Source organism: Desulfitobacterium elongatum, from assembly GCF_055378975.1.
In genome coordinates this window covers 2729294-2752361 of record NZ_AP038772.1, presented here as the reverse complement: position 1 = coordinate 2752361, position 23068 = coordinate 2729294, and the positions used below count along the sequence as shown (strand labels likewise).

At 44.2% G+C, this 23068-nt stretch carries 25 protein-coding genes; all 25 read left to right on the top strand.

Features of this window, described 5'->3' with window-relative positions:
• The first annotated feature begins 208 nt into the window (after positions 1-208).
• The 25 genes from ACZ42W_RS12825 (at position 209) to ACZ42W_RS12705 (ending at position 23060) form a co-directional block, all read left to right on the top strand.
• Positions 209-397, top strand: a complete 189-nt coding sequence (locus ACZ42W_RS12825; protein ID WP_464165740.1) for a hypothetical protein — start codon at positions 209-211, stop codon at positions 395-397.
• Between the two features lie 126 nt (positions 398-523).
• Positions 524-2854 carry a molybdopterin-dependent oxidoreductase gene (locus tag ACZ42W_RS12820; protein ID WP_464165739.1) on the top strand — a complete coding sequence of 777 codons (2331 nt, stop codon included), beginning with the start codon at positions 524-526 and terminating at the stop codon, positions 2852-2854.
• Positions 2841-3185: a 4Fe-4S dicluster domain-containing protein gene (locus ACZ42W_RS12815; protein WP_464165738.1), complete on the top strand. Its 345-nt coding sequence runs from the start codon at positions 2841-2843 to the stop codon at positions 3183-3185. Before ACZ42W_RS12820 ends, ACZ42W_RS12815 begins: the two co-directional genes overlap by 14 nt.
• Positions 3186-3242: 57 nt before the next feature.
• Entirely contained in the window at positions 3243-3380 is a 138-nt protein-coding gene (locus ACZ42W_RS12810; RefSeq protein WP_464165737.1) for a hypothetical protein, read from the top strand.
• Positions 3381-3494: 114 nt separating this feature from the next.
• Positions 3495-4835, top strand: coding sequence for an MFS transporter (locus ACZ42W_RS12805; RefSeq protein ID WP_464165736.1), 1341 nt, complete (start codon positions 3495-3497; stop codon positions 4833-4835).
• 496 nt (positions 4836-5331) lie between these two features.
• A complete protein-coding gene (locus ACZ42W_RS12800; protein WP_464165735.1) occupies positions 5332-6186 on the top strand; it encodes a nuclease-related domain-containing protein in 855 nt (284 codons plus the stop codon).
• 131 nt (positions 6187-6317) lie between these two features.
• Positions 6318-6860, top strand: a complete 543-nt coding sequence (locus ACZ42W_RS12795) for a CD3072 family TudS-related putative desulfidase (protein WP_464165734.1) — start codon at positions 6318-6320, stop codon at positions 6858-6860.
• Positions 6861-6939: 79 nt separating this feature from the next.
• Positions 6940-7686, top strand: a complete 747-nt coding sequence (locus ACZ42W_RS12790) for a nitroreductase family protein (RefSeq protein WP_464165733.1) — start codon at positions 6940-6942, stop codon at positions 7684-7686.
• A 105-nt stretch (positions 7687-7791) separates the two neighbouring features.
• Positions 7792-8409 carry an HD domain-containing protein gene (locus tag ACZ42W_RS12785; RefSeq protein WP_464170995.1) on the top strand — a complete coding sequence of 206 codons (618 nt, stop codon included), beginning with the start codon at positions 7792-7794 and terminating at the stop codon, positions 8407-8409.
• A gap of 68 nt (positions 8410-8477) precedes the next feature.
• Positions 8478-8993, top strand: a complete 516-nt coding sequence (locus ACZ42W_RS12780; protein WP_464165732.1) for a flavin reductase family protein — start codon at positions 8478-8480, stop codon at positions 8991-8993.
• 91 nt (positions 8994-9084) lie between these two features.
• Positions 9085-9594, top strand: a complete 510-nt coding sequence (locus tag ACZ42W_RS12775) for a LysM peptidoglycan-binding domain-containing protein (RefSeq protein WP_464165731.1) — start codon at positions 9085-9087, stop codon at positions 9592-9594.
• Positions 9595-9729: 135 nt separating this feature from the next.
• A complete protein-coding gene (locus ACZ42W_RS12770) occupies positions 9730-10161 on the top strand; it encodes a DUF2695 domain-containing protein (RefSeq protein ID WP_464165730.1) in 432 nt (143 codons plus the stop codon).
• 284 nt (positions 10162-10445) lie between these two features.
• Positions 10446-11810, top strand: a complete 1365-nt coding sequence (locus tag ACZ42W_RS12765; RefSeq protein ID WP_464165729.1) for an APC family permease — start codon at positions 10446-10448, stop codon at positions 11808-11810.
• A gap of 242 nt (positions 11811-12052) precedes the next feature.
• On the top strand, positions 12053-12391 hold the full coding sequence (locus ACZ42W_RS12760; RefSeq protein ID WP_464165728.1) for a BMC domain-containing protein: 339 nt from the start codon (positions 12053-12055) through the stop codon (positions 12389-12391).
• A complete protein-coding gene (locus ACZ42W_RS12755; RefSeq protein ID WP_464165727.1) occupies positions 12392-12826 on the top strand; it encodes a EutP/PduV family microcompartment system protein in 435 nt (144 codons plus the stop codon). It begins immediately after the preceding gene.
• Positions 12823-14241 (top strand): sensor histidine kinase, encoded by a 1419-nt coding sequence (locus ACZ42W_RS12750; RefSeq protein ID WP_464165726.1) that lies wholly within the window; start codon positions 12823-12825, stop codon positions 14239-14241. Before ACZ42W_RS12755 ends, ACZ42W_RS12750 begins: the two co-directional genes overlap by 4 nt.
• A gap of 27 nt (positions 14242-14268) precedes the next feature.
• Complete coding sequence (locus ACZ42W_RS12745; protein WP_464165725.1) at positions 14269-14853, top strand: ANTAR domain-containing response regulator; 585 nt, start codon at positions 14269-14271, stop codon at positions 14851-14853.
• A 164-nt stretch (positions 14854-15017) separates the two neighbouring features.
• Positions 15018-16388, top strand: coding sequence for an ethanolamine permease (gene eat, locus ACZ42W_RS12740; protein WP_464165724.1), 1371 nt, complete (start codon positions 15018-15020; stop codon positions 16386-16388).
• Positions 16389-16470: 82 nt separating this feature from the next.
• A complete protein-coding gene (locus ACZ42W_RS12735) occupies positions 16471-16809 on the top strand; it encodes a BMC domain-containing protein (protein ID WP_464165723.1) in 339 nt (112 codons plus the stop codon).
• A gap of 2 nt (positions 16810-16811) precedes the next feature.
• Positions 16812-18224 carry an ethanolamine ammonia-lyase reactivating factor EutA gene (locus ACZ42W_RS12730; RefSeq protein WP_464165722.1) on the top strand — a complete coding sequence of 471 codons (1413 nt, stop codon included), beginning with the start codon at positions 16812-16814 and terminating at the stop codon, positions 18222-18224.
• 25 nt (positions 18225-18249) lie between these two features.
• Entirely contained in the window at positions 18250-19614 is a 1365-nt protein-coding gene (locus ACZ42W_RS12725; protein WP_464165721.1) for an ethanolamine ammonia-lyase subunit EutB, read from the top strand.
• Between the two features lie 14 nt (positions 19615-19628).
• Positions 19629-20534, top strand: a complete 906-nt coding sequence (gene eutC, locus ACZ42W_RS12720) for an ethanolamine ammonia-lyase subunit EutC (RefSeq protein ID WP_464165720.1) — start codon at positions 19629-19631, stop codon at positions 20532-20534.
• Positions 20535-20544: 10 nt separating this feature from the next.
• Positions 20545-21192, top strand: coding sequence for an ethanolamine utilization microcompartment protein EutL (eutL, locus tag ACZ42W_RS12715; RefSeq protein ID WP_464165719.1), 648 nt, complete (start codon positions 20545-20547; stop codon positions 21190-21192).
• A gap of 21 nt (positions 21193-21213) precedes the next feature.
• Positions 21214-22701 carry an acetaldehyde dehydrogenase (acetylating) gene (locus ACZ42W_RS12710; protein WP_464165718.1) on the top strand — a complete coding sequence of 496 codons (1488 nt, stop codon included), beginning with the start codon at positions 21214-21216 and terminating at the stop codon, positions 22699-22701.
• 47 nt (positions 22702-22748) lie between these two features.
• Positions 22749-23060, top strand: coding sequence for a BMC domain-containing protein (locus tag ACZ42W_RS12705; RefSeq protein WP_464165717.1), 312 nt, complete (start codon positions 22749-22751; stop codon positions 23058-23060).
• The last annotated feature ends 8 nt before the right edge of the window (positions 23061-23068 follow it).

Sequence of the window (23068 nt, the reverse complement as noted above, 5' to 3'; positions counted from 1 at the left end):
TCGTATTGATTAATGATCGTAAATACTTGTGTGCACTTTCTCATAAGAAAACGGTAATTCTAAAAATCGCTCACTTTTAAACTTTGTAAATTGAAGTAAAGAATCAAATAGTGGCCCAATGGGCCATTTTTTTATGTTGGCACGCAATATGCAATATATGTCAATGTACATGTTCATAGTTTCAAGAATTAACAAGGAGGAATATACAATGTGTTTTAGACCCCCGTCATTTAACCAATTGATGAGCAGATGTCCAGCATGTAATGTTTTTAATCCACCGACCAATAAAACTTGCAAGAAGTGTGGCGCTGAACTACCTGAACCTGAACAGGCCGATTCAAATCAAGCCAATATTCCGCAAGCTGGTCCCAAGAAACCTAATCTCAAAAAGGAATAATTCTCTTGAAAGCGGGTTGCTACTCAGTAGTCAAAGGATAAGCTCAGACGATATTGAGGGGGTGGTTTTATCGAATAAGTGTCTTTTCAAACCTACTCATAAAAAATCAAGGAGGGAAAATATAACATGATCAACGAGTATAACAAAGATCTTTATAAAGAAGATTGGCGCTGGAAAGAAGGCGAGTATGAAGTAACTCGCACTTCTGTCTGGACAGGGCCAGGTTGCCATAATGGTTGTGGGGTTCTCTGCTACACCAAAGATGGTAAATTGGAGAAAATTGAAGGGGACCCAAACTTTAGCTATAATCAAGGTAGATTATGCCTACGCTGTATAAATATGGTTGAGCAAATCTATAACAATGATCGACTCAAATGGCCTCTCATGAGAATAGGTGAGAAAGGCGAAAACAAATGGAAACGTATCTCGTGGGATGAAGCTTATGATTGGATCGAAGAAAAGCATAAGGAAATCTCAGCAAAAACAGGTCCTCAAGGCATTGTATCGTTAGTAGGAACAGGTCGTAATTGTATGTGGCAGCCTGCGATGATCACTCGTGCAGTTTTTGGTAGCCCTAACCTTTCCTTTGGTTTCTTAAGTGCTGATTCCTGTTACCAACCTCGCATGACAGCAAACTTGATTAAACAAGGAGACTGTTGGGTTCTAGATGCTTCTCAGTTCCATCCTTTACGCTACGATAATCCTGAATGGAAACGGCCTGAAGTTGTAGTTGTCTGGGGTAATGAACCCTTAGCTTCCAATGGAGATGGGTTTGTTGGACACTGGCTAGTTGACTTGATGAAACTGGGGACGAAGCTCATCGTCATTGATCCTGCTTTAACCTGGCTAGCAGCCAAAGCTGACCTCTGGCTAAAAGTTCGGCCTGGCACAGATTGCGCTCTAGCTTTAGGATTCCTTAACGTCATCATTAACGAGGATCTTTATGATCATGAGTTTGTAGATAATTGGGCTTATGGCTTTGATGAATTGGTAGAGCGAGTTCAAGAATACCCAGTAGAAAAAGTATCTGAAATCACCTGGATTCCGAAAGAGCAAATTATCAACGCTGCTCGCATGTATGCAAAAGCAAAGCCAGCAGGAATTCAATGGGGTTTAGCGATCGATATGCAGATAGCGGGTATGGAGGCTTCTGCTGCTATTTCTGACATGGTAGCAATCACAGGAAACTTGGATATACCGGGTGGCAATGTTCTCCTTCGCTATGCTTATAATAGTTCAAAAAAATATGGCTGTGGCCTAGAGTGTATTTCCCAAGAGATGTTAGAAAAACGTATTGGAACCTATGAATCTCCAATCCACGAATCAGGCTATACACCATTTATTCCACCTGATAAACTTCTGGAAACCATGGAATCTGGCAAACCTTATCCCGTCCAAATGTTATGGGTCCATGGAAGTAACCCAATTGCCAATATGGCAGGGGAGGCTCCCAGAGTTTATGCAGCTTGGAAGAATGTATCTTATACAGTAGTCGTTGACTACTACATGACTCCAACTGCCGTAGCGTTTGCGGATTTAGTACTGCCTGCTGCGATGAGTGTAGAACGCGACAGTTATAGATCCTGGTGGCAACCCTTACGAACCATTACCAAAGCAGCTGAGCCCTACTATGAGAGCAAAGCAGATGAGCAAATCGTTCTTGATCTAGGGAAGAGAATCAATCCGGAGTATTTCAATAAATACGCAGATGTTCGAGAACTGTTAACCGATATGCTATATGACGATGGTAACGGTGTAGACTATGACTTTGAAACCCTGACGCACAAAGTTTATGACTGGTGGGATTGGAACTACACCTATAAGAAATATGAAAAAGGCCTAATGCGTCAAGATGGTCAACCTGGCTTTGTAACTGCAACTGGCTTATATGAAGTTTCCTCACCTTTGTTTGATGTCTGGGGATTTGATCCACTACCCCATCATATGGAACCCTATGAAGGTCCTAACTCCACACCAGAGCTCATGGAGGAATATCCCTTCATATTAACGACAGGACACCGACAAATTGGTCTATTCCACTCTGAACATCGCCAACTCCCAACCATGCGAGAAGTTCATCCTCAACCTGAGATGGAGATAAACCCTGAAGCAGCGAAACTATTGGGCCTTCAGGAAGGCGACTGGGCTTGGATGGAAAACAAGCGTGGTAAATGCAAACAACGAGTCAAATTTAATTATGGCCTTGATCCAAAAGTTGTTAGGGCACGCCATGGATGGTGGTTCCCAGAGAAGCAAGGTGCAGAACCCGTTCTATTTGGAGTATTTGACAGTAACTCTAACAATTTAACGACGATGGGTGTCCATGGTCCAACTCATTATGGTGCTCCTTATAAATCAACCATCTGTAAGGTTTACAAAGTTGTACCAGAGAATGATCAAGTAACACCGACTGAAATAGTGACTAGGTTAGGGGGTTTCGGCTATGTCAAAAGATAATGCGCGTTATGGGATATTAATTGATTATGAATTCTGTACCAATTGTCATTCCTGTGAAGTCGCTTGTAAAAAAGAATTAGGTTTACCCGTAGGACAATTCGGCATCAAAGTTTTAGAAGACGGTCCGCGGGAAAATATTAACGGTAAATGGTCCTGGACCTATCTCCCCTTACCAACAGAACTGTGCGACCTTTGTGAAAAGAGAGTAGGCGAAGGCAGATTGCCAACGTGTGTACACCACTGCCAGTCTGGAATCATGTTTTATGGAACAATCAAAGAACTATCTGAGAAATTGGCTGAAAAACCTACGATGGTTCTGTTTTCCAGATAATTTAAGTTTATAACCTAGTGGTTATAATAAATCTTACCCTAAAGGGAGGCATGTTTCATGAGTCGTCAGGAAAAAGGTGGTTTTAGACCACCACCGGCTGAAAAATTGATCTGGAAATGCGAGAAATGTGAAACCTTTAACTCCACCAAAGAAGCTGTATGCAAAAAGTGTGGAGCAGATAAACCTAAAAAATAGACAAGAGTAATGGATTTGGATTAAGATTCGCCGCTGTACAAGCTGACGAATCTTGATCCAACCTGCAAAGCGGATAAATATAATAATTACTCTCCTTGAAAGCGAGGGAATTGAATGAACAGTTCCAGTAAAAGTGAGATGCTTCGCAAATTAAGGGTTTTACAGTGGCCAATGTATGTGATTTGCGTTTTAGCTTATATGCTTACATTGTTCCATCGGATTACACCCGCAATCATGGGCCCCGATCTAATGGAAGAACTTTCATTAGGTGCAGTTTCTTTTGGCTTTATGGGAATGGCTTTTACTTGGATTTATGCCTTTGCCCAAGCCCCTGTGGGTACTTTATTGGATAGTTTAGGAGCCCGTCGCGGACTAACGATAATCCTCATCATTGCAGCGATTGGGGCAGTAGTTTTCGGTATGGCTACAAACTTCACCACATTGATTATTGGCCGCATCCTCTTAGCAGTGGCTGTATCAGGTTTTCTGATTGGGGGAGCCAAAATAATCTCCGTCTGGTTCACAACCAAACAATATCCTTTTCTATGGGGACTATTTATGGGACTGGGCTCCCTTGGTAGTGTCCTAGGCACAGCGCCTTTGCGTTCATTAATGGGTTCTGTTGGCTGGAGGTCGGCTTTATTCGGTATAGGAATCTTTTCTTTAGTGTTGGCGATCATAGCTTACATATTATTAAGAGATAAGCCTGCCCAAAGAGGCTTGCTTACACCTGATGAGTTGCATGGGGAAACATTAGTAGTCGGTATCTCAAACGAGCAGATTAAGGAGGAAAAGGTTCCTTTTAAAGCAGTTCTCGCAATGCCGGTCTTATGGCTGATTGGTTTACTCACTCTCGGTGTAAACTCTAGCTCGCAGACGTTCGGTTCAATGTGGGAAGGAATCTATCTGGCGGATGTATTGGGGTTATCCAAGGCGGCAAGTGGCGGTATCCTTGTTTGGTATGCTTGGGGACTTTTTGTGGGTTGCATCTTAAGTGGTCCTGTGGTAGGAAAAATAGGGTCTAAGAAAACCATGCTGGTTGGTTGTATTCTATTCTTACTCAATTGGTTAGTCATCACCTTACAGTCTGCCACCATCGGTACTTCAACTTTAATTGTTTTTAATTTCCTCATGGGAGCGTTACAGATGCTTGTCGTATCTACAACATTTATTTTCATTCGTGAAGTAATGCCGACGCAGCGTCTAGGAACTGCAATGGGAATTGTGAATAGTTTTGCCTGGATTTTCGGAGCAGGGCTTTTCCAACAGCTCTGGGGAATCATTATCAATGCGATTTCTGGAGGCATGAAACCCTATCCGGTCAATGCATTCCAAGCTGTCCTTTGGCTTCATGTTTTTATGATACTTATGGGTGTTGTTTGCTCATTTATTCTTTGGCGCAAAGATTTTGGCCGAATAAAAGTAAATATAGAAAACAAGGACCAAGCGATATAAACAAGTTATTATCCTTTCCCTGCAAACAGTAACTCTTGCGGTACTCTACCCCCACTGCTAAGGCGAAAGTATAACTTATACGTTAAGAGTCAATTTGCTGGCTCAATCCTATGCTTAGTATCGAGAGTTATTTGCAAAGGCATAAGCTAAAAGACTTTAGTGTGCATTACCAATGCATACTAAAGTCTTTTTTGGATTCTCCGATTAGTCCAACATTATGTTCTTCAAATCAAGCTGCAACCTATACTGTCGTTCCAACAGAGTATAAGGTAACAAAAGTTCTTCGACCGTACAGGAAAATAAAGGTGAGCAACCTATGGTTATAGAATGGTTAGGGAAAGCCTGGAATCTGCTCCCGAAAAATGAGGCAAACTAAAACTAGATAACAGTATTATTCGAAAGTGCTAGCCCCCCCTACAGAATACAGAAATCCAAATGTTCCCTAATCCTTCCAGCCGCTATGTCGAGAAAAAAAGCAAAATAGGGGGGTTATTCTTTGTTTTTTTGGAAAAGAAAATGTGAAGTCATAAATCCAATTCCTGAGCCAGAAGTGCCCCAACAGCTTATCCCATGCCGAAAATATAAAACCAATTACTTCGCCATTAAAGGTTCAAGCCAGAGGGAATCGCCACGGTGTAAAAGTCAAAGAAAAAATGAAATCGGCGAATACAAAATCGAAGTTGAATTGGGTCATCTGCCTAGAAGCTTTAAACTCTTGCGTAATCTCTTATTAAAGACTGAGCAGGGTTTTATACACATTGACCATATTGTCATATCTCCCTATGGTCTTTTTATGCTCGAGGTTAATAATCTATCGGGAATAATCATTGGCGAAGAAACAGATCCCTACTGGTATCAGGCGATTACCTGGCGCGTAAAAACGTTTCCCAATCCACTTCTCGAGAACCAAACCCGTATTAAAGTTCTAAAAGAACAAGCTAAACTCGAGGAGTCTTTACCGATTTTCTCCTATGTGACGTTTAATTGCCGCTGTAATCTGAAAGTGATTTCAGGATCTGTAGTTTACGATATTGATATCCTCGCCGCTATCCTCAAACTGTCACAGACTCTATCGGAAGTGCTCAACGACGAAGAAGTTCTCGCAATTGCTAACCAGATCATGCAGGTCAATATTTGTGACCCCAATATTCGTAACGAATATTCCGCTCGGTTACGCAAGCAAAGACTGCAGAAGAGCCCCCAATATGGAGATATTCGTTGTACTCTTTGCCAAAAACCAGTCTCCGAACGGGCTGCGCGATACTGCTTAACTCATCCCACTAAATTCAATTGGCAGATCTACTGTGCAAAACATCAAAAAGAGATGACTCGCGTAACTATGCCGAAATAATTATAGGTCATCATGGTTAAGGAAAACGAATCTAAATGCCATTTTTCTTACTAAATTAGACTCTTTAAAAATTATTTAATGGAGCTATTCATGAATAGGCATAAACCAAGTAAAGGGTAGGATCGAAGGATATGGAAGAAAGAAAAAAGCTATGTCTGGTCAGTCATTGCATACTCAACTGCAATTCGAAAGTGGAGGGGTCCTGTAAGCGCAAAGGCCCCCTCAAGGAAGTCCTGTATCCTCTTATCGAAAAGGATTATGGCATTATTCAGCTTCCCTGTCCTGAGATAGATTACGGTCTTCGACGTTGGGGACATGTAAGAGAGCAATTTGATAATCCGTTCTATAAGGAACATTGCAAAAGGGTATTAAAGCCAATTATGATGCAGGTCATGGAATACCATAATAATGACTACAATGTGAATTATGTCATCGGTATCAACGGAAGCCCCAGCTGTGGAGTGGAATTTTCCTATTGCTCTGAGAAATGGGGTGGAGAACTTTCAAAACGGGATAACTTCGACTGCCTAAAAGAAGGGCTTCATTATAAATTGAGTCCAGGTATTTTCATGGAAGTGCTTATTGCTCTGCTACAAGAGTTCAATATCAGAACAGAGTTTTTAGGAATTACGGAAAGTAAAATGGATGAGTATGATTTTTCGACGTTATTCTAAGAGAAATTGGGTCTAAATAGGACTCGCGATAATGTGTAGCGCATCCGTTATTTTCGAACTAACTGAAGGGAGAGATATTATGAATGAGGTCTTAAGACAAATAAAAGCAAGGAAATCCGTTCGAGTGTTTGAAAACAAGCCAATCGATGAGGAGACCAAGAAGGAAATTCTAAACGCTGCCTTTGAAGCTCCGACTGCGGGAGCCATGATGCTCTATACTATCCTTGATGTCAGTGATCAATTATTAAAAGAAAAACTAGCCATAACCTGTGATAATCAACCTTTTATTGCTAAGGCGCCCTTGGTGCTTATTTTTCTTGCTGATTATCAGAGATGGTTTGATGCCTTTTGCTATGCAGAGTGTAAACCCAGAAAACCAGGGGAGGGAGACATTCTGCTTGCCTGTGCTGATGCCCTCATAGCTGCTCAAAATACTGTCGTTGCAGCAGAATCTCTAGGAGTTGGTTCCTGTTACATCGGGGATATTGTTGAGAACTGTGAAACGGTTAGAGAGTTATTGGAACTTCCTGAGTATGTTATGCCTGCGGCTATGGTTGTTTATGGCTATCCTACACCGTCCCAAAAGAAGAGAAAAAAGCCTGCCCGTTTTGAAAAGAAGTATATCGTGTTCGAAAACAAATATCAAAGACTTAATAAGGAAGAACATGAGGAGATGCATCGCACATTAAATGAAAAATTAGGGTTGGCAGATAAGGATATCAGCGCAACTATTAAAGCACTCTGCAAGCGGAAATACATGTCAGACTTTTCTCTGGAAATGACTCGATCTATAGCTGAGTATCTTAAGAAATTTAGGTCTGAGTAGAAGGTGGTGAGCAGTAACGAGAAGGTTCCAGCTGCAATTAGAGAATTAATAATGAAGGGTTCGGGCAAACTAGAATCAAATATTCTATAATTGGAGCAAATTGACATGCCAACATTTACGGAATTCGATGCTCGTCTCATGAGTGACATTAAACCATCAAACTACATAACAGAATTAAGCAAAGTAGGAATATTTGAAGAAAAGTACCCATTCACACTTCTGGGTGACCTAAAGAAGGTACCTCAATCTCCGCAACATCACCCGGAAGGTAATGTATGGAACCACACGATGTTAGTTCTTGATAATGCAGCAGAAAGGAAACATCTTAGCAAAAATCCAAAGGTCTTTATGTGGTCAGCTTTGCTCCATGATTTGGGTAAAGCTCCCACAACCCAGGTAAGAAAGGGTAAAATAACGGCCTACGACCATGACAAATGGGGAGAGAAACTTTCCATTAAATTTCTCAAGGAATTGATCAATGATGACACATTTATTAATCAAGTATCTAAAATGGTAAGGTGGCATATGCAAATTCTCTTTGTTGCCAAGGGGTTGCCTTTTGCAGATATTAAAAGGATGAAGGCTGAAGTCTCAGTTGACGAAATAGCCTTACTTGGATTATGTGATAGGCTGGGGAGAGGAGAGTTAACCCTTGAAAAAAAGCAAGAGGAGGAGAAAACCATTAAGACCTTCTTAGAGAAATGCACTCAATATCTACACTGAAATATGCCATTAGGTGGCTTAACTGTGTTAAGGGAGTTATAAACTAAAGTTAAAGGAGAATCAGATACATGAGCAAATTTAGAGAGATTACCCATGATCAATTTGAGCATAGTCCGTTTAAGCTATTAGACAAAGATTGGATGCTAATTACCGCTGAGAAGGACGGAAGTGTCAATACTATGACGGCCTCTTGGGGCGGCTTCGGTGTGATGTGGAATAAGAGTGTGGTATATGTTGTGATTCGCCCCCAACGTTACACGAAGGAGTTTGTCGATCAATCGAGCACCTTTTCTCTTAGTTTTTTTGATATGAGCTACAAAAAGCAGCTAGGATATCTTGGATCTGTATCGGGTAGAGATACCGATAAGATAAAAACCTCTGATTTAACCGTAATTAATGCAGAGGATAATGGGACTCCGTATTTTGAAGAAGCGAATATGATACTCTTGTGTAAGAAACTCTATGCTCAAGAAATAAAACCCGAGTATTTTATTGACCAAGGTCTCGATCATCAATTTTATCCTGATCAAGATTACCACACGCTATATATTGCAGAGGTCAGTAAAATTCTTGTGGCAGAATAATAACTGAGGTGCGGTCATGCTTATATCTCCCTTTTCATTCTAGCCTTCTCCTGCATATGCTGAATTATAACATATACGAGGAGGTAGCACTATGGAAAATTGTCAAGGGCAGATATACACTGTCCAGGCCGGGGATACTCTGTTCTTTATTGCTCGTCGATTTGGAGTAACAGTCCAACAGATTCTAGATGTAAACCCACAAATCATCAATCCAAATCTAATCTTCGTTGGACAAGCAATTTGCATACCGACTGAACCCCAGCCAGAGGATCAATTAAGAGTCCTATCCCTTCGGTTCCTGACAGAAACAGGTCAACAGCTTCCTACAGTGGATGGCGCTGTTCAGCTTATCGCTCGGGTTATTGTCAGAGCCACGTTTAACCGACCCGTCTCACGTGCCTTCTTCTTTCTGGAGCCTACCGGTACAGAAGCCTGCGATTTAGCCAGTCTAATAGGTGTTGACTGCCCCAGTGCAGTTATCGGTGTTGCAGAGGTTCTTTGGCATGTACCGCCAGGCACTCTGGGCAGAGTTTATGTTGTTGCATGTATCGATAGTATCTGTACAAAATCCGATGAAGTGCTTGTTATTCGGAATATATAAAGAAGTTAAGAGTCGCTCCCTGGAGTGGCTCTTTTTAGTCATGCTTTATCCGTTTTAAAACAGATAAAACCGGAAACTATAACTATTATATAGCTTTAAATTACATTTCAAACATCAGATTAGGGAGCGATGTTCATGTCACTAGGTATTAGTAAAAGGACGGCTAATATAGAAAAGCGAAGGGAACTCAGGGAACAACTAACCCCTGAGCAAGAGGTTTTAAAAGACCGAAGATTAATCAAAGAGGAAGTTACTCGTCGACTTGTCTCTGGATTACAAACGGCAAATCTAGAATATGACGCTCTATTTAATAATGAGAAGGCAAGTTTAAACAAGGATTCCGAATTATTGAGCCTACTTTTTCATAGAATGTTTTTTTATAGGTTGAATGAGAAACTCTCAGGATTAACCTGCGATCATACCTTACGCCTGAGCAACCAGATACTTACTCAGATGAATTTCACCCGAGGAAAAATAAACGAGATATTAGAGGTTTTTAAAAAGAACGGTGGGCACTGTGATTGTGAGGTTATTTATTATGTTGAAAGTCAATTAATAGGCAAATAGCCGATTCTGCAGAGAGGCTGGTAAGGTGAATTTCTACCTGAGAATTTACTTATCGAAGATGAAAGGGCTCACCTCGTCAAGGCAAGTCCTTTTATTGATTTTCTTAAGGAATGGTTGAGTCATCTTATTTTCGTCATCGGTTATAAACTGATTGAATAAAGTCATAGTTTTTGCTAATCTAGTGAATATGAAAATCTTGAAGAATTTCTAAGATTTAAGATTTAAGATTGATCATTTGATTCCTTTCTGGCAAAAAAATCTAAAGAGGATGAGGAGAACTGCTTATGGAACACGGTCTGCAGAAAAAGTATGGTCTTTTGACCGCAATAGCCATGGTTATCGGGATTGTAATAGGTAGCGGTGTATTCTTTAAAGCTGAAAAAATATTAGTCGCTACCGGAGGGGATCTTCCGCTGGGTATTTTGGCCTGGATCATTGGCGGAATCATCATGATCGTCTGCGCCTATGTTTTCGCAACGATGGCCACTCGGTATGAAAAAGTAAATGGGGTTGTTGACTATGCTGAGGCTACTCTCGGCAGCAATTATGCTTATTTTATCGGCTGGTTCATGGCTGCTATTTATTATCCGTCGCTAACCTCTGTACTTGCCTGGGTTTCTGCGAGGTATACCTGTGTATTACTGGGTTGGAGTATAGTTGGTGGCGAAGCAATGGCTATTGCTGGTTTTTACCTGATTGGAAGCTATGCTTTAAATGCCCTTTCTCCCAAGCTAGCAGGCAAGTTTCAGGTCTCAACGACTATTATTAAGCTTATTCCTCTGGTTCTGATGGCAGTCTTTGGGACGATTGCTGGTCTAAGTAACGGAGTTTTGGTTAGCAACTTCACAAGTGGCGTCATCGCCGATGTGAAGAGCACTAACCCAATGTTCACCGCTGTTGTTGCTACTGCCTTCGCATATGAAGGATGGATTATTGCAACCACTATCAATGCTGAACTCAAGGATTCCAAGAAAAACCTTCCTCGGGCACTGACTTTTGGAACAATGTTTGTGGCACTGATCTACATCTTGTACTATACCGGGCTTGCCGGAGCTGTTCAAAACAGCGTTATGATGAAAGGCGGCGAAACGGGAGCAAAACTGGCCTTCTCTAATGTATTCACAAATATGGGAGGTTCTGTTCTGTTCGTATTCGTTGTAATTTCTTGCTTGGGAACTTTAAATGGTTTGATGATTGGCTGCACCCGCGGTTTCTACTCACTTGCAGCTAGAGGTATGGGACCAAAACCGGAAATCTACAAAGTCATAGACATTAATACCAATATGCCGACAAACTCATCTATATTAGGTGTTCTGCTTTGCGGGGCATGGCTTGTCTACTTCTATGGTGCAAATCTGGTACCCGTACCGTGGTTTGGTCCGTTTAGTTTTGATAGCTCAGAACTTCCCATTGTTACCCTCTACGCTATGTACATCCCGATTTTCATCATGATGATGAAAAAGGAAAAGTCGCTGAACTTCTTCAAACGTTTCCTCATGCCATCGCTTGCGATATGTGCTTGTGTCTTTATGGTAACTGCTGCATATTATGCCCATGGCAAGGCAGTTCTCTTCTACCTCATCATTTTCATAGTAATTATGGCTATTGGGATGGTTATTAACTTTTCAAAACCAGTCTCTAAGGCTTAGAAATCTTAACAAGTGTGGTGAGCTCTCCTGCGTTCAACGTAAGGAGGGCTCTTTTATTTGAGCTGAGAATAATTAGAGTAGCAAATAGAGACGACAGTTTTTGAACAAACACGCTAAAAAAAATATTCAAGTCTGTCAGAAAATTGAAGGATTTAGAACTTCTTGAGCGAATAGTTACTCAGAAAAATAAATCCGATAGATAGAGTGCATGATCCAAATTCTTTAGATGAGCGGGTGGCAGCATGTCGGAGAAACAGAGAATGATTCAGGAATATGTCCCAGGTAAACAGGTCACCATGGCTCATATTATTCCGAATCCACAGGGAGATATTCCAGAATTGCTAGGGATTACCACTAATGGAGCCATTGGGATAATGACGATCACTCCAAGTGAAGCAGCTATTATTGCTGCTGATGCAGCTAGCAAGGCCGGGGATGTGGAGATTGGTTTCCTTGATCGTTTTACCGGCTCACTTGTTTTTACAGGAGATGTCGCAAGTGTGGAAGCCGCTATCCGAGCAGCGGTCAACACCCTAGTAGAGATTCTTGGATTTGCAGCGCCAGAGATTACGCGAAGCTAAGTGAGTAAAATTTTACTGATCGGGGGAGTCGGTGCCGGAAAGACCTCCCTGAAACAAACCCTTCTGCGAGAAGAGCTCCGCTATCGCAAGACCCAAATGCTGGATTTCTCCACGCTTTTCGTCGATTGTCCAGGAGAGTACCTTGAAATTCCGCAGTATTATCATGTGCTTACAGATTCGAGTCGTCGTGTCTCAGAGATCTGGGCTTTACAGGATGCCACTAAAAAAAGAACCAATTATCCTCCTAATTTTGCAAAAGCCTTCAATAAACCCATCATTGGGGTCATCACTAAAATGGATCTCGATCAGGCCGACGAAGAGCAGGCGGCTAATTTTCTCAAGTATGCTGGTATTCCTGCACCCTATTTCGCAACTTCAGTTATAGAAGCAAGAGGAATAGAGGCACTAAGGGAGCGATTGGAGAGCTTTCGATGAGTGATTCAGTACTCTCAATGCTCTGTAAGGAATTTACGGCCTTATCAGGTGAGGATATCCAGATTTTAGAACGCTTAGCTGAGGAGATTCCCTATACTGCGAATTTGACGGACACCGATATCTTTATCGATGCCCTCACCCATAACGGTGAAGATGCCATCGTCTTGGCTTGGGCTAAGCCTCAGAAGGCGACTTCACTTTATAAACGCTCAGTCGTTAGTGAAATAGCCACTGCGACGAGTGAACCTGCCGTTTTTCGAACCTTCCATACCCAAGAACCCTGTAGCGACTTACGGGGAATTAGCCAAGAAGGAATTCCCATAGCACAAACCGTAGTGCCGATTTTTAACAGGTCGAGTAGAATCATCGGCGTGCTGATTATGGAAAAGGATATTACCAAGGATCTGGAAAAAGAGGAACATGTCGAACTTCTTAGCGAAACTGCTGAACGTCTCAGTAGCACCTTGGTTTTTCTCTCAGCCACGGAATCAGGTTTTGAAGATTGGCTAGGGAGTGGAATTTTCATCCTTGAAAAGCAAGGGAAAATTACCTATGCCAATTATGCGGCTGCCCAAATGTATAAGAACATCCTGGGTAGTGATCCTTTAGGCCAGGACTTTTTCTTTAAACTTCTCAATTGTGAATCTTTGGATTCTGTGATTGAGCGTCTTAAGAACCCCATCGAGATCACCATATTACAAAACACATATCTGTTTCAGTCTCATCCACTTTTTAGTTATGGAGATATGAATGGATGTGTTGTATCCTATCAGGATATCACAAACCTTCGGCGCAAAGAGCAAGAATTAAATGCACAAAGCACAATTATCCGCGAGATTCATCACCGCGTGAAGAACAATCTGCAAAGTGTCGCTTCTCTTTTGCGTTTACAAGCTCGTCGCTCAAACTCGGAACAGGTCCAAACAGAATTTGCGGCCAGTATTAACCGAATCATGACGATTGCTACAGTTCATGAGGTTTTTGCACTTCAGAGCTGGGATAAAATCGATTTGATAGAATTATCGCAACTCCTTATGCAGGGGTTGGTGGAGAGCTTTCTTCCTCCCGAGCATGAGGTTGAAACTATCGTCGAAGGGAACCAGCTTTTTCTCTCCAGCAAACAAGCTGTCCCGCTAGCCTTAGTCATAAATGAACTTTTGACGAATAGTTTTAAGTACGGAGTGAGTCAAGTTAAAAAAGGGAAACTGAAAATGTCTATCTCGGAAAGCAATCACATCCTTCAAGTCACTGTGGAGGATAACGGTCCAGGCTTTGCAAGTACGAGTGTTCCAGAGAAAAGCAAACACTTAGGACTACAGATTGTAGATTCACTCATTCGAGACCAATTGGCAGGAACCTTCACAATTAAACGCATCGATGAGATGACACGTGCAACTGTTGCTATTCCCAATTGATCTGGAGACTTAACTGGAGGACATAAGATGAAAGCCTTATCTCTATTGATTGCTGAGGATGAGTCACTCATTCGTCTTGATCTTAAGGAAATGCTGGAAGCGGCAGGGCATCGAGTCTGTGCTGACACCAATAATGGTGAAGAGGCTGTAGAATTAGCAAAAGTTCACAAACCTGATCTAGCCATCCTCGATGTAATGATGCCAGGACTCGATGGAATTGAAGTGGCGCATGTCCTTCATACCCTGAATATTCCCGTTGTTCTCTTAACAGCGTATAGCCAACCTAAATTCATTAATCGCGCTGAAAAGGTATTTGTCTATGGCTATCTGGTGAAACCTGTTAAGGAAAAAGAGGTTCTTCCCGCTCTTCAAATTGCCTATGCGCGTTGGCGAGAAATGCAATCCATGCGGCAACATCTTAGGAACACGGAAAAAGAACTTCAAAATCAAAAACTTCATGCCCGCGCGAAAGCAGTCCTAGCAAGGCAATTGGGAGTTTCTGAATATGATGCCCACCAACAGATGCTTCGTTTATCCATGGATCGCAGAATCACTGTCGCCCAACTTTCAGAAGAAATTCTTAGACTGGGTGGCAAAATTATAAAACCATAGGTTTTCTACTTACAATGGAATATTGGGCAATAAAGCCCCTTAACCCGTCCACATGTGGATGGGTTGAGGGGCTTTTTGTATAGAGATTTGAAAGGGGGGTAGAGGGATACGAACTGTTGGCAGCCCAAACATTTGATTCTTAGAAAGTAAAGGGAGGAAATTTTGTGAGCGAAAGCAATCTCAATCTCGCAACAGCAAGCACAGAGAAGGCCCATCTTGAACGCGTATTGAAGCCTATCCACTTATGGGCACTAGCCGTTGGACTCGTTATTTCAGGGAATTACTTCGGCTGGAGCTATGGTTACGGTGCTGGAGGACCGATCGGTCTAGCCATCGCTATGATACCTGTTACGATTATGTATGTGACCTTTATTCTTTCTTACTCCGAATTGGCAACGATGATCCCGCACGCAGGAGGACCTTCCGCCTATGCCCGTCGAGCTATGGGACCTTTCATGGGCTTTATTACTGGTCTTAGTTGCTTGATCGAATTTGTCTTTGCCCCCCCGGCCATCGCCTTAGCTGTAGGCGGTTATATCCACTTCCTTATTCCTGCCGTCCCTGCCATGGTGGCGACTGTGGTCGCTTTCTTGTTCTTCATCTTTCTCAACTATTTAGGGATGAAGACCTCTGCAACGTTTGAACTTATTGTTACAGTGATTGCCCTAGTTGGTTTGGTCATTTTCTGGATTGCAGCGGCACCTCACTTCGCCATGACGCGTTTGATGGCTGCACCCATTCTTCCCTTTGGAACGGGAGGAATTATGGCAGCCGTACCTTTTGCCATCTGGTTCTATCTTGCTATCGAGGGTGGAGCTATGGCTGCGGAAGAAATGGTTAATCCGCAAAAAGACATTCCTAAGGGCTTCCTCAGCGGTATGGGAACACTCATGATCATGGGCTTTTTGACCCTGTTCGTAACTGCCGGGATTGTCGATTATACCAAAGTTGCTACACTTGACTTCCCTCTGCCTGCCGCACTCGCTTCAGTATACGGTGAAGGGAGCATTATTGCTCTCTTAGTCAATATCATTGGACTATTCGGCCTTATTGCTTCTTTAAGTGGCATTATCGTCGGCTACTCCCGCCAAACCTACGCCATGGCTCGCACAGGCTACTTGCCTAAATTCTTAGCCTATGTTGACCCAAAACGCCATACACCCGTTTGGGCTCTGCTGATCCCTGGCCTTATCGGCTTAGGTGCAGCTGTTACCGGACTTACTTCTACAGTTATCACCATTTCCGTATTCGGTTCAGTTATGCTCTATCTGTTGAGTCTCATTAGTCTCTTTATCCTGAGACAGAAAGAACCTGCACTTAACCGTCCCTTCAAGGTTTCCTATCCATTGGTTCCAGCCATCAGTATGATCATGCTGTTGTTCTGCTTGTATGCTGTCTTGATTTCCAGTATGACAGTGGTCATATATGTACTTCTGATTTATGCCGTAGCTATTGTCTATTACTTCATCTGGGGTAATAAAAATATCCGGCCGTTCGATGAGGAGTTTGGCGTTTTAGACGAACTCGATCAATAAACAATGAGGTTATTCTCTTTAGAGGGAGTTTTTACTCCCTCTGAGGATTAAAACATGCGTAACAAGAAAGGAGCTTAAAATTATGCCAACAAAAGATGAACTGATTGCTCTAGGGATGGTTGAAACAAAAGGTGTTGTCGGAGCAATAGAAGCAGCTGATGCAATGGTCAAAGCAGCCAATGTTACTCTGATTGGTAAGGTGAAGGTAGGCGGAGCTTTGGTAACGGTTATGGTTCGAGGGGACGTAGGAGCCGTTAAGGCATCTGTGGATGCTGGGGCTGTCGCCGCCGAACGTGTAGGAGAGCTTATCAGTTGCCATGTCATTCCACGTCCTCATCCAGAGCTTGAGCAGATCCTTCCTAAACTGCCGACGATAGAGGAAAAACCGACCAAAACTAAGGGCTCAGAGTCTACTAAATAGCCATGCAAAAAGAATTCACCTTAACCAGCGTGGGGATTGATATTGGGACCACCACGACCCAACTGGTCATCTCCCGTCTGACTCTGGCGAACATCATGCCAGGCAGCCAGGTGCCAAAGGTCGAGGTGACTCATAAAACGGTTTCTTACATGGGAAATGTCTACTTTACCCCCTTTCTGGAGAGAGAGCGTGTGGATGGCGCTGGAATTCGTAAGATCGTTGATCAGGAATACCAACGCGCTGGAATTCGTTCAGAAGAGATTCAAACCGGTGCTATCATCATCACGGGGGAGACGGCCAAAAAAGAGAACGCCTCTGAAATCATCCATTCCCTCGCCGATTATGCAGGGGATTTCGTGGTGGCAACCGCGGGTCCTGATCTTGAAAGCCTTATTGCAGGGAAAGGGTCAGGAGCAGAAGAGCTTTCTAAAGAGAGACATGCCTGTATCGCGAACATTGATATCGGTGGAGGAACGACGAACATCGCCATTTTTAAGTCGGGAAAGTGCCTAGGCACGGCTTGTGTCAATGTTGGCGGTCGCCTTTTTGAAGTCAGCTCTCTCACACATCGTTTAAGCTACATCAGCCCTCCCGCGCAAAAGGTACTCAAGCACCTTTCTCTCTCCTCAGAGGCTCACTCTCAAGAAGAAGAAGCGCGAGTCGTGGGCAAAGCCCTCAAAGCGATGGTAAGAGCGGTGGAAAAGGTGATTTTGCACCAACCCTTAGATCCCATGGATGAAGCCTTAGTCATGAGCAACTCTCTCCCTAATCTAACCTTAGATGGGATAGTGTTCTCAGGAGGAGTGGCTCGCTACATCTACCAGCCAGGGATTGATACCTGGTGGATGTATGGAGATGTAGGACCGTTGTTGGCAGAGGCCTTCAGGAAAAGTTGTCTATTCAGGGCCATAGAAGTCTTTGAGGCGAGTGAAACACTTCATGCAACCGTGCTTGGAGCAGGGGCACACACCATTAATGTATCTGGGTCTACCGTCGCAGTCGGACCTGACACCCTTCCGTTGCGCAACTTGCCAGCAATTTATCCTGAGATTGATCCAGAGACGCAAGATTTTGTCTGGCATAAAAACGCGGAAAGTTTTGTCGAAGGACTTTATAAGACGCTAGCCCTGATTGTCCCTCCGCTGCCAGATACGAATTTTTCAACGATCTCTGCATGCGCTGATAATTTAGCCTCGGAGCTTAAACGCATCAACGGATTGCCAAAGGTGGTAATCACTCAGCAAGACATAGCCAAGGTGTTAGGTCAGTCCTTGAGAAAGCAGCTGGGAGAAATCCCACTGGTGTGTCTCGATGGAATCGAGCTTTCCTTAGGAGATTTCATAGATATTGCTAAGCCTCTACCCTATGAGGAGGCAGTACCTGTCATTGTTAAAACCTTAGTATTTGTCAGATAGAGCCCAAGTGAAGGGATGTGAGACAGTGATTTTAAAGACACGGCTTTTCAACCAGACCTTTGCCTTTAAGGATGTGAAGGAAGTTCTGGCTAAAGCAAACGAAATTAAGTCAGGAGATATCTTGGCAGGAATTGCTGCTGAAAATGCAGCAGAACGGATTGCAGCTAAGAGGGTACTCTCGGAGCTGACCCTTGAAGATTTGCGAAAAAATCCTGTAGTCCCTCTTGAAATCGACGAAGTTTCCCGTGTGATTGATGCTGATGTCAATGAGCCGATCTACCACACGATCAAGAATTGGTCAGTTGCCCAGTTTAGAGAACACCTTCTTAAGACGGAGACGACAGGGGCTGATATTCAACGTCTGAGCAGGGGGCTTACCTCAGAAATGGTAGGCGCAGTCGCTAAACTCATGAGTAATTTCGATCTGATTCTTGGAGCCTCAAAGATTCATAACCTTGCCCACTGCAACACCACCATTGGTGGGGTGGGAAGGCTAGCCTCACGGTTACAGCCGAACCATCCTACAGATGGTGTAGATGGAATCTTGGCTAGTGTGCGCGAAGGCTTAGCTTATGGAATTGGAGATGCTGTCATCGGACTTAACCCCGTAGATGATACACTTCCAGCAACGATTCGCAGTCTTGAGAATCTATATAACTTCATGGAGACCTGGGACGTTCCGACTCAAATATGTGTCCTTGCACACATCACCACACAGATGAAGGCTTTACGCAAGGGTGCTCCGGTTCACCTACTATTCCAGTCCCTCGCCGGAACAGAGGCGGGGAATAAAGCCTTTGGCATCGATGCTGCCATTCTCGACGAGGCCTATGCTTTAGGACTCAAGGAAGGTCGAGCTACAGGGCCCAATATCATGTACTTTGAGACGGGGCAAGGGTCAGAGCTTTCTGCGGAAGCGCATCACGGTGCGGATCAAGTCACTCTCGAGGCACGGTGTTATGGACTTGCTCGTCATTATAAGCCGTTCCTTGTGAATACGGTCGTCGGCTTCATTGGGCCAGAGTATCTCTATGATACCCGACAAGTGACCCGTGCGGGGCTTGAAGATCATTTCATGGGCAAGCTTACAGGTCTTCCTATGGGAGTAGACGCCTGTTACACCAACCATATGAAAGCGGACCAGAATGATATTGAAAACCTCGCCACGCTCTTAGCTTCAGCAGGCTGCACCTACTTCATGGGCATACCCATGGGAGATGATGTCATGCTGAACTATCAGTGTACAAGTTTCCATGATATAGCGACCCTGCGTGAGCTCTTTAACTTAAGGCCCTTACCAGAATTCGAACGGTGGGCTGAGGGTATGGGAATTATGGAAAAGGGTAGGCTCACGGCACGCGCCGGGGATGCCACCATCTTTGCGAAGTAAAGGGGGGAGTTCAAGTGAGTTTGGAAGACAATATCCGTCTTATCGTAGAGCAGGTTCTAACAGAAATCGGTCGAACGAGCAATGGCTCCACACCCAACTCCGTGGGGAATCCAGCGCTGAAAGCAAATACCGGTGAAGTGTCAGGTGCCTCTGAGGAGGGAAGAATTTTATCTGACCTATCTGAGATCGATCTACAGCGTTATTTGCAAGTTCCCGAGCCATTGAACAAAGCCCTCTACGAAGAAATGAAGCTATCCACACCAGCACGTATCGGGGTATGGAGAAGTGGACCTCGTCCCTTAACGACGACACTTTTGCGTTTCCGCGCAGACCATGCTGTTGCTCAAGACTCAGTACTTGGAGAAGTCAATGAAGATTTTCCAGCAAAGCATCAGATGGTATCTGTACAAACCATGTGCTCGAGTAAGGATGAATATCTCACACGACCTGATTTGGGGAGAAAACTCGATGCGGAGAATTTAGAGATCCTTCGCAAGAACTGCCCTAAAGGCGCACAGGTTCAACTGATTGTCTCTGGCGGACTCTCGAGTAAAGCCGTCGAGGCAAACATACCCAACCTTCTACCTGCACTACTCCAAGGACTTGAAAGCATGGGAGTCAAGGTGGGCAAGACCATCTTCGTGAAGCAGGGACGGGTTGCCCTCATGGATAGTATCGGAGAAGAGCTAAGGCCAGAGGTTGGCGTCATCTTAATCGGGGAGAGACCTGGACTGGGTACAGCAGAAAGCATGAGTGCTTATATGGGTTACAACCCCCGTGTCGGAATGCTGGAAAGTGAACGTACCGTAATCAGTAATATTCACCAAGGGGGTATTCCTGCAGCAGAAGCAGGAGCCCATCTAGCAACCATGATCAAGAAGATACTCGATGCTAAGGCATCGGGAGTGAATCTAGAATAGGAGGGCAAATATGATAGAACCTATCAAAGCACAAGTCTTGGCGGTTCGACTCATTCCCAATGTTGCTCCAGATCTGTCAGAGTCCCTGGGATTAAAACCTTGGCAGCGCTCGATAGCGATGGTAACAGCAAACATTGATGATGCGACTTATGCTGCCTTAGATGAGGCAACAAAAAAGGCTGAGGTAGAAGTCGTCTACGCCAAAAGTTTTTATGCAGGAGCAGGAAATGCTTCAGGACCCCGCTCCGGAGAAATTATCGGTATCATGGCAGCTCCAAATCCTGCGGAAGCAAGAGCGGGAATGGATGCCTGTGTCGATTACATCGAGAATGAGGCCTTCTTCTACACTAATGATGGAGGACAATCTGCATGGTTCCCCCATACGATTTCCAGAACAGGTAGCTATCTCTCCAAAGTCGCTGGAATCCCTGAAGGTGAGCCCCTTGCTTACCTGATAGCCACCCCACTTGAAGCTATGTACGGAATTGATGCAGCTCTCAAAGCTGCAGAAGTCACCATGAAAGTCTTCTATGGACCGCCGACCGAGACAAACTTTGGTGGAGCTTTACTGACTGGATCTCAGAGTGCTTGTAAGTCAGCCTGCGAGGCCTTCCAGCGTGCAGTTATTGATGTCATCGATAATGCGCTTAAATATTAAGGACGAAAGGGGTTGCCAACAGTGGATTTCGACCGTGATCTAGCCTCTTTGCAGGAAACTAGAAATCTCGTGAAGGCAGCGAGCCAGGCGCAGCAGGTTATTAAAAGCTTTACCCAAGCTCAGGTTGACCACATTATTGACGTCATGCGTGAAGTTGCTGAGGCGAATGCTGAGCGTTTAGCGTCGATGGCGGTTTCAGAAACCGGTATGGGGAATTTTGAAGATAAAACCTTCAAAAATTATTTCGCAGCTCGCTACGTATACAACTACATCAAAGATATGAAAACTGTAGGGATCATTCGTGAAGACAAAGAACGCCGAATTTGGGAAATTGCCGAACCGGCCGGAGTGATTGCTGGGATTGTCCCTACGACAAATCCTACCTCGACCGTCATTTATAAGGCGATGATCGCCCTCAAGGCGCGAAATTCCATCGTCTTCTCACCACATCCCTCGGCAGTGCGCAGTACAGCTGAAGCAGCACGGCTCATGAATCAAGCCGCTGTATCAGCAGGTGCTCCAGACGGAGCTGTCGGATGTATCACTAACGTCTCCATGGGAGCTACCCAAGAACTTATGAAACATCCTTCCACAGCGCTCATTCTGGCGACGGGCGGTAGTGCCCTGGTCAAATCTGCTTATAGCAGTGGCAAACCAGCCTTAGGAGTAGGCCCAGGCAACGTTCCTGCCTTCGTTGAAAGAAGTGCAGATCTGGCGAATGCAGCAGAGTGTATCATAAAAAGCAAGACCTTTGATAATGGTACGATATGCGCCTCTGAACAAGCAGTGGTTGCCGAGGAGGTTATTGCCGAAGAGCTGATCGGGCATCTCAAGCGGAATGGAGCTTACTTTCTCGAACCCTCGGAAGTTGAGAAAGTATCAAAGCTCGTGATGCTCCCGAACGGGAGTATGAATCCCAAAGTGGTGGGTAAGGAAGCAAAGTTTATCGCCAAAATGGCCAATATCTCGGTTCCAGAGCATACAAAATGCTTAGTGGCTCCTTTAAACGGAGTAGGACCAGCCTGGCCGCTCTCCTATGAAAAACTCACCACCGTGTTAGGCTTCTATCGAGTGCGAGATTGGCAGGAGGGCTGTGAAATCTGCTATCAGCTTCTCGAAGCTGGTGGTATCGGACATAGTCTTGCCATCCATAGCAATAATGAAGAAGTCATTCGAGAATTCGCTGAGAAAAAACCCGTGTTCAGAATCTTAGTCAATACTCCTTCCTCACTCGGCGGAGTTGGCGCAACCACGGGGTTATCACCGTCCTTCACCCTTGGCTGTGGAACTTGGGGAGGATCCAGTATCTCGGAGAACGTCAACCCACTGCATCTCCTGAATGTCAAACGAGTGGCTTGGCATCTGAGAACTCCAGAAGGACCTAAGAAGGATAATCTCATTACACAAGTCAACCCAAGCTCCCCATCGAGAGATTCCTTGACTGATCCACTACTGATTCAGGAAGTGGTCAATCAGGTAATGAAGGCTATTAATGGTAGTCGCTGTTAAACGGTTTCATAAAAATGATTTCCATAAAGTGATAAGGAGGAATTAACATGGCTAATGAGCGTAGTGTTATTGCCCTAGGAATGATCGAAACAAAGGGTCTAATTCCAGCGATTGAAGCTGCAGATCAAATGTTAAAGGCTGCCAATGTTACCCTTTGCGGTAAAGAACACGTTACGGGAGGACTCGTCTCCGTAATGGTAAGAGGGGATGTCGGAGCCGTCAAGGCAGCTGTTGATGCAGGTGCCGCTGCGGCCCAACGCGTAGGAAGTTTATTAAGCGTACACGTCATTCCACGTCCTCACGCAGAGGTAGAGTTCATCCTACCCTTTGGCGATAACAAGAGTTATAGTGACAAGTAACTCCCTAC

Coding starts and splice junctions, on each gene's coding strand:
- ACZ42W_RS12825 (WP_464165740.1), top strand. CDS start 209: ATGTGTTTTAGACCCCCGTCATTTAACCAATTGATGAGCAGATGTCCA.
- ACZ42W_RS12820 (WP_464165739.1), top strand. CDS start 524: ATGATCAACGAGTATAACAAAGATCTTTATAAAGAAGATTGGCGCTGG.
- ACZ42W_RS12815 (WP_464165738.1), top strand. CDS start 2,841: ATGTCAAAAGATAATGCGCGTTATGGGATATTAATTGATTATGAATTC.
- ACZ42W_RS12810 (WP_464165737.1), top strand. CDS start 3,243: ATGAGTCGTCAGGAAAAAGGTGGTTTTAGACCACCACCGGCTGAAAAA.
- ACZ42W_RS12805 (WP_464165736.1), top strand. CDS start 3,495: ATGAACAGTTCCAGTAAAAGTGAGATGCTTCGCAAATTAAGGGTTTTA.
- ACZ42W_RS12795 (WP_464165734.1), top strand. CDS start 6,318: ATGGAAGAAAGAAAAAAGCTATGTCTGGTCAGTCATTGCATACTCAAC.
- ACZ42W_RS12790 (WP_464165733.1), top strand. CDS start 6,940: ATGAATGAGGTCTTAAGACAAATAAAAGCAAGGAAATCCGTTCGAGTG.
- ACZ42W_RS12785 (WP_464170995.1), top strand. CDS start 7,792: ATGCCAACATTTACGGAATTCGATGCTCGTCTCATGAGTGACATTAAA.
- ACZ42W_RS12780 (WP_464165732.1), top strand. CDS start 8,478: ATGAGCAAATTTAGAGAGATTACCCATGATCAATTTGAGCATAGTCCG.
- ACZ42W_RS12775 (WP_464165731.1), top strand. CDS start 9,085: ATGGAAAATTGTCAAGGGCAGATATACACTGTCCAGGCCGGGGATACT.
- ACZ42W_RS12770 (WP_464165730.1), top strand. CDS start 9,730: ATGTCACTAGGTATTAGTAAAAGGACGGCTAATATAGAAAAGCGAAGG.
- ACZ42W_RS12765 (WP_464165729.1), top strand. CDS start 10,446: ATGGAACACGGTCTGCAGAAAAAGTATGGTCTTTTGACCGCAATAGCC.
- ACZ42W_RS12760 (WP_464165728.1), top strand. CDS start 12,053: ATGTCGGAGAAACAGAGAATGATTCAGGAATATGTCCCAGGTAAACAG.
- ACZ42W_RS12750 (WP_464165726.1), top strand. CDS start 12,823: ATGAGTGATTCAGTACTCTCAATGCTCTGTAAGGAATTTACGGCCTTA.
- ACZ42W_RS12745 (WP_464165725.1), top strand. CDS start 14,269: ATGAAAGCCTTATCTCTATTGATTGCTGAGGATGAGTCACTCATTCGT.
- ACZ42W_RS12735 (WP_464165723.1), top strand. CDS start 16,471: ATGCCAACAAAAGATGAACTGATTGCTCTAGGGATGGTTGAAACAAAA.
- ACZ42W_RS12730 (WP_464165722.1), top strand. CDS start 16,812: ATGCAAAAAGAATTCACCTTAACCAGCGTGGGGATTGATATTGGGACC.
- eutL (WP_464165719.1), top strand. CDS start 20,545: ATGATAGAACCTATCAAAGCACAAGTCTTGGCGGTTCGACTCATTCCC.
- ACZ42W_RS12705 (WP_464165717.1), top strand. CDS start 22,749: ATGGCTAATGAGCGTAGTGTTATTGCCCTAGGAATGATCGAAACAAAG.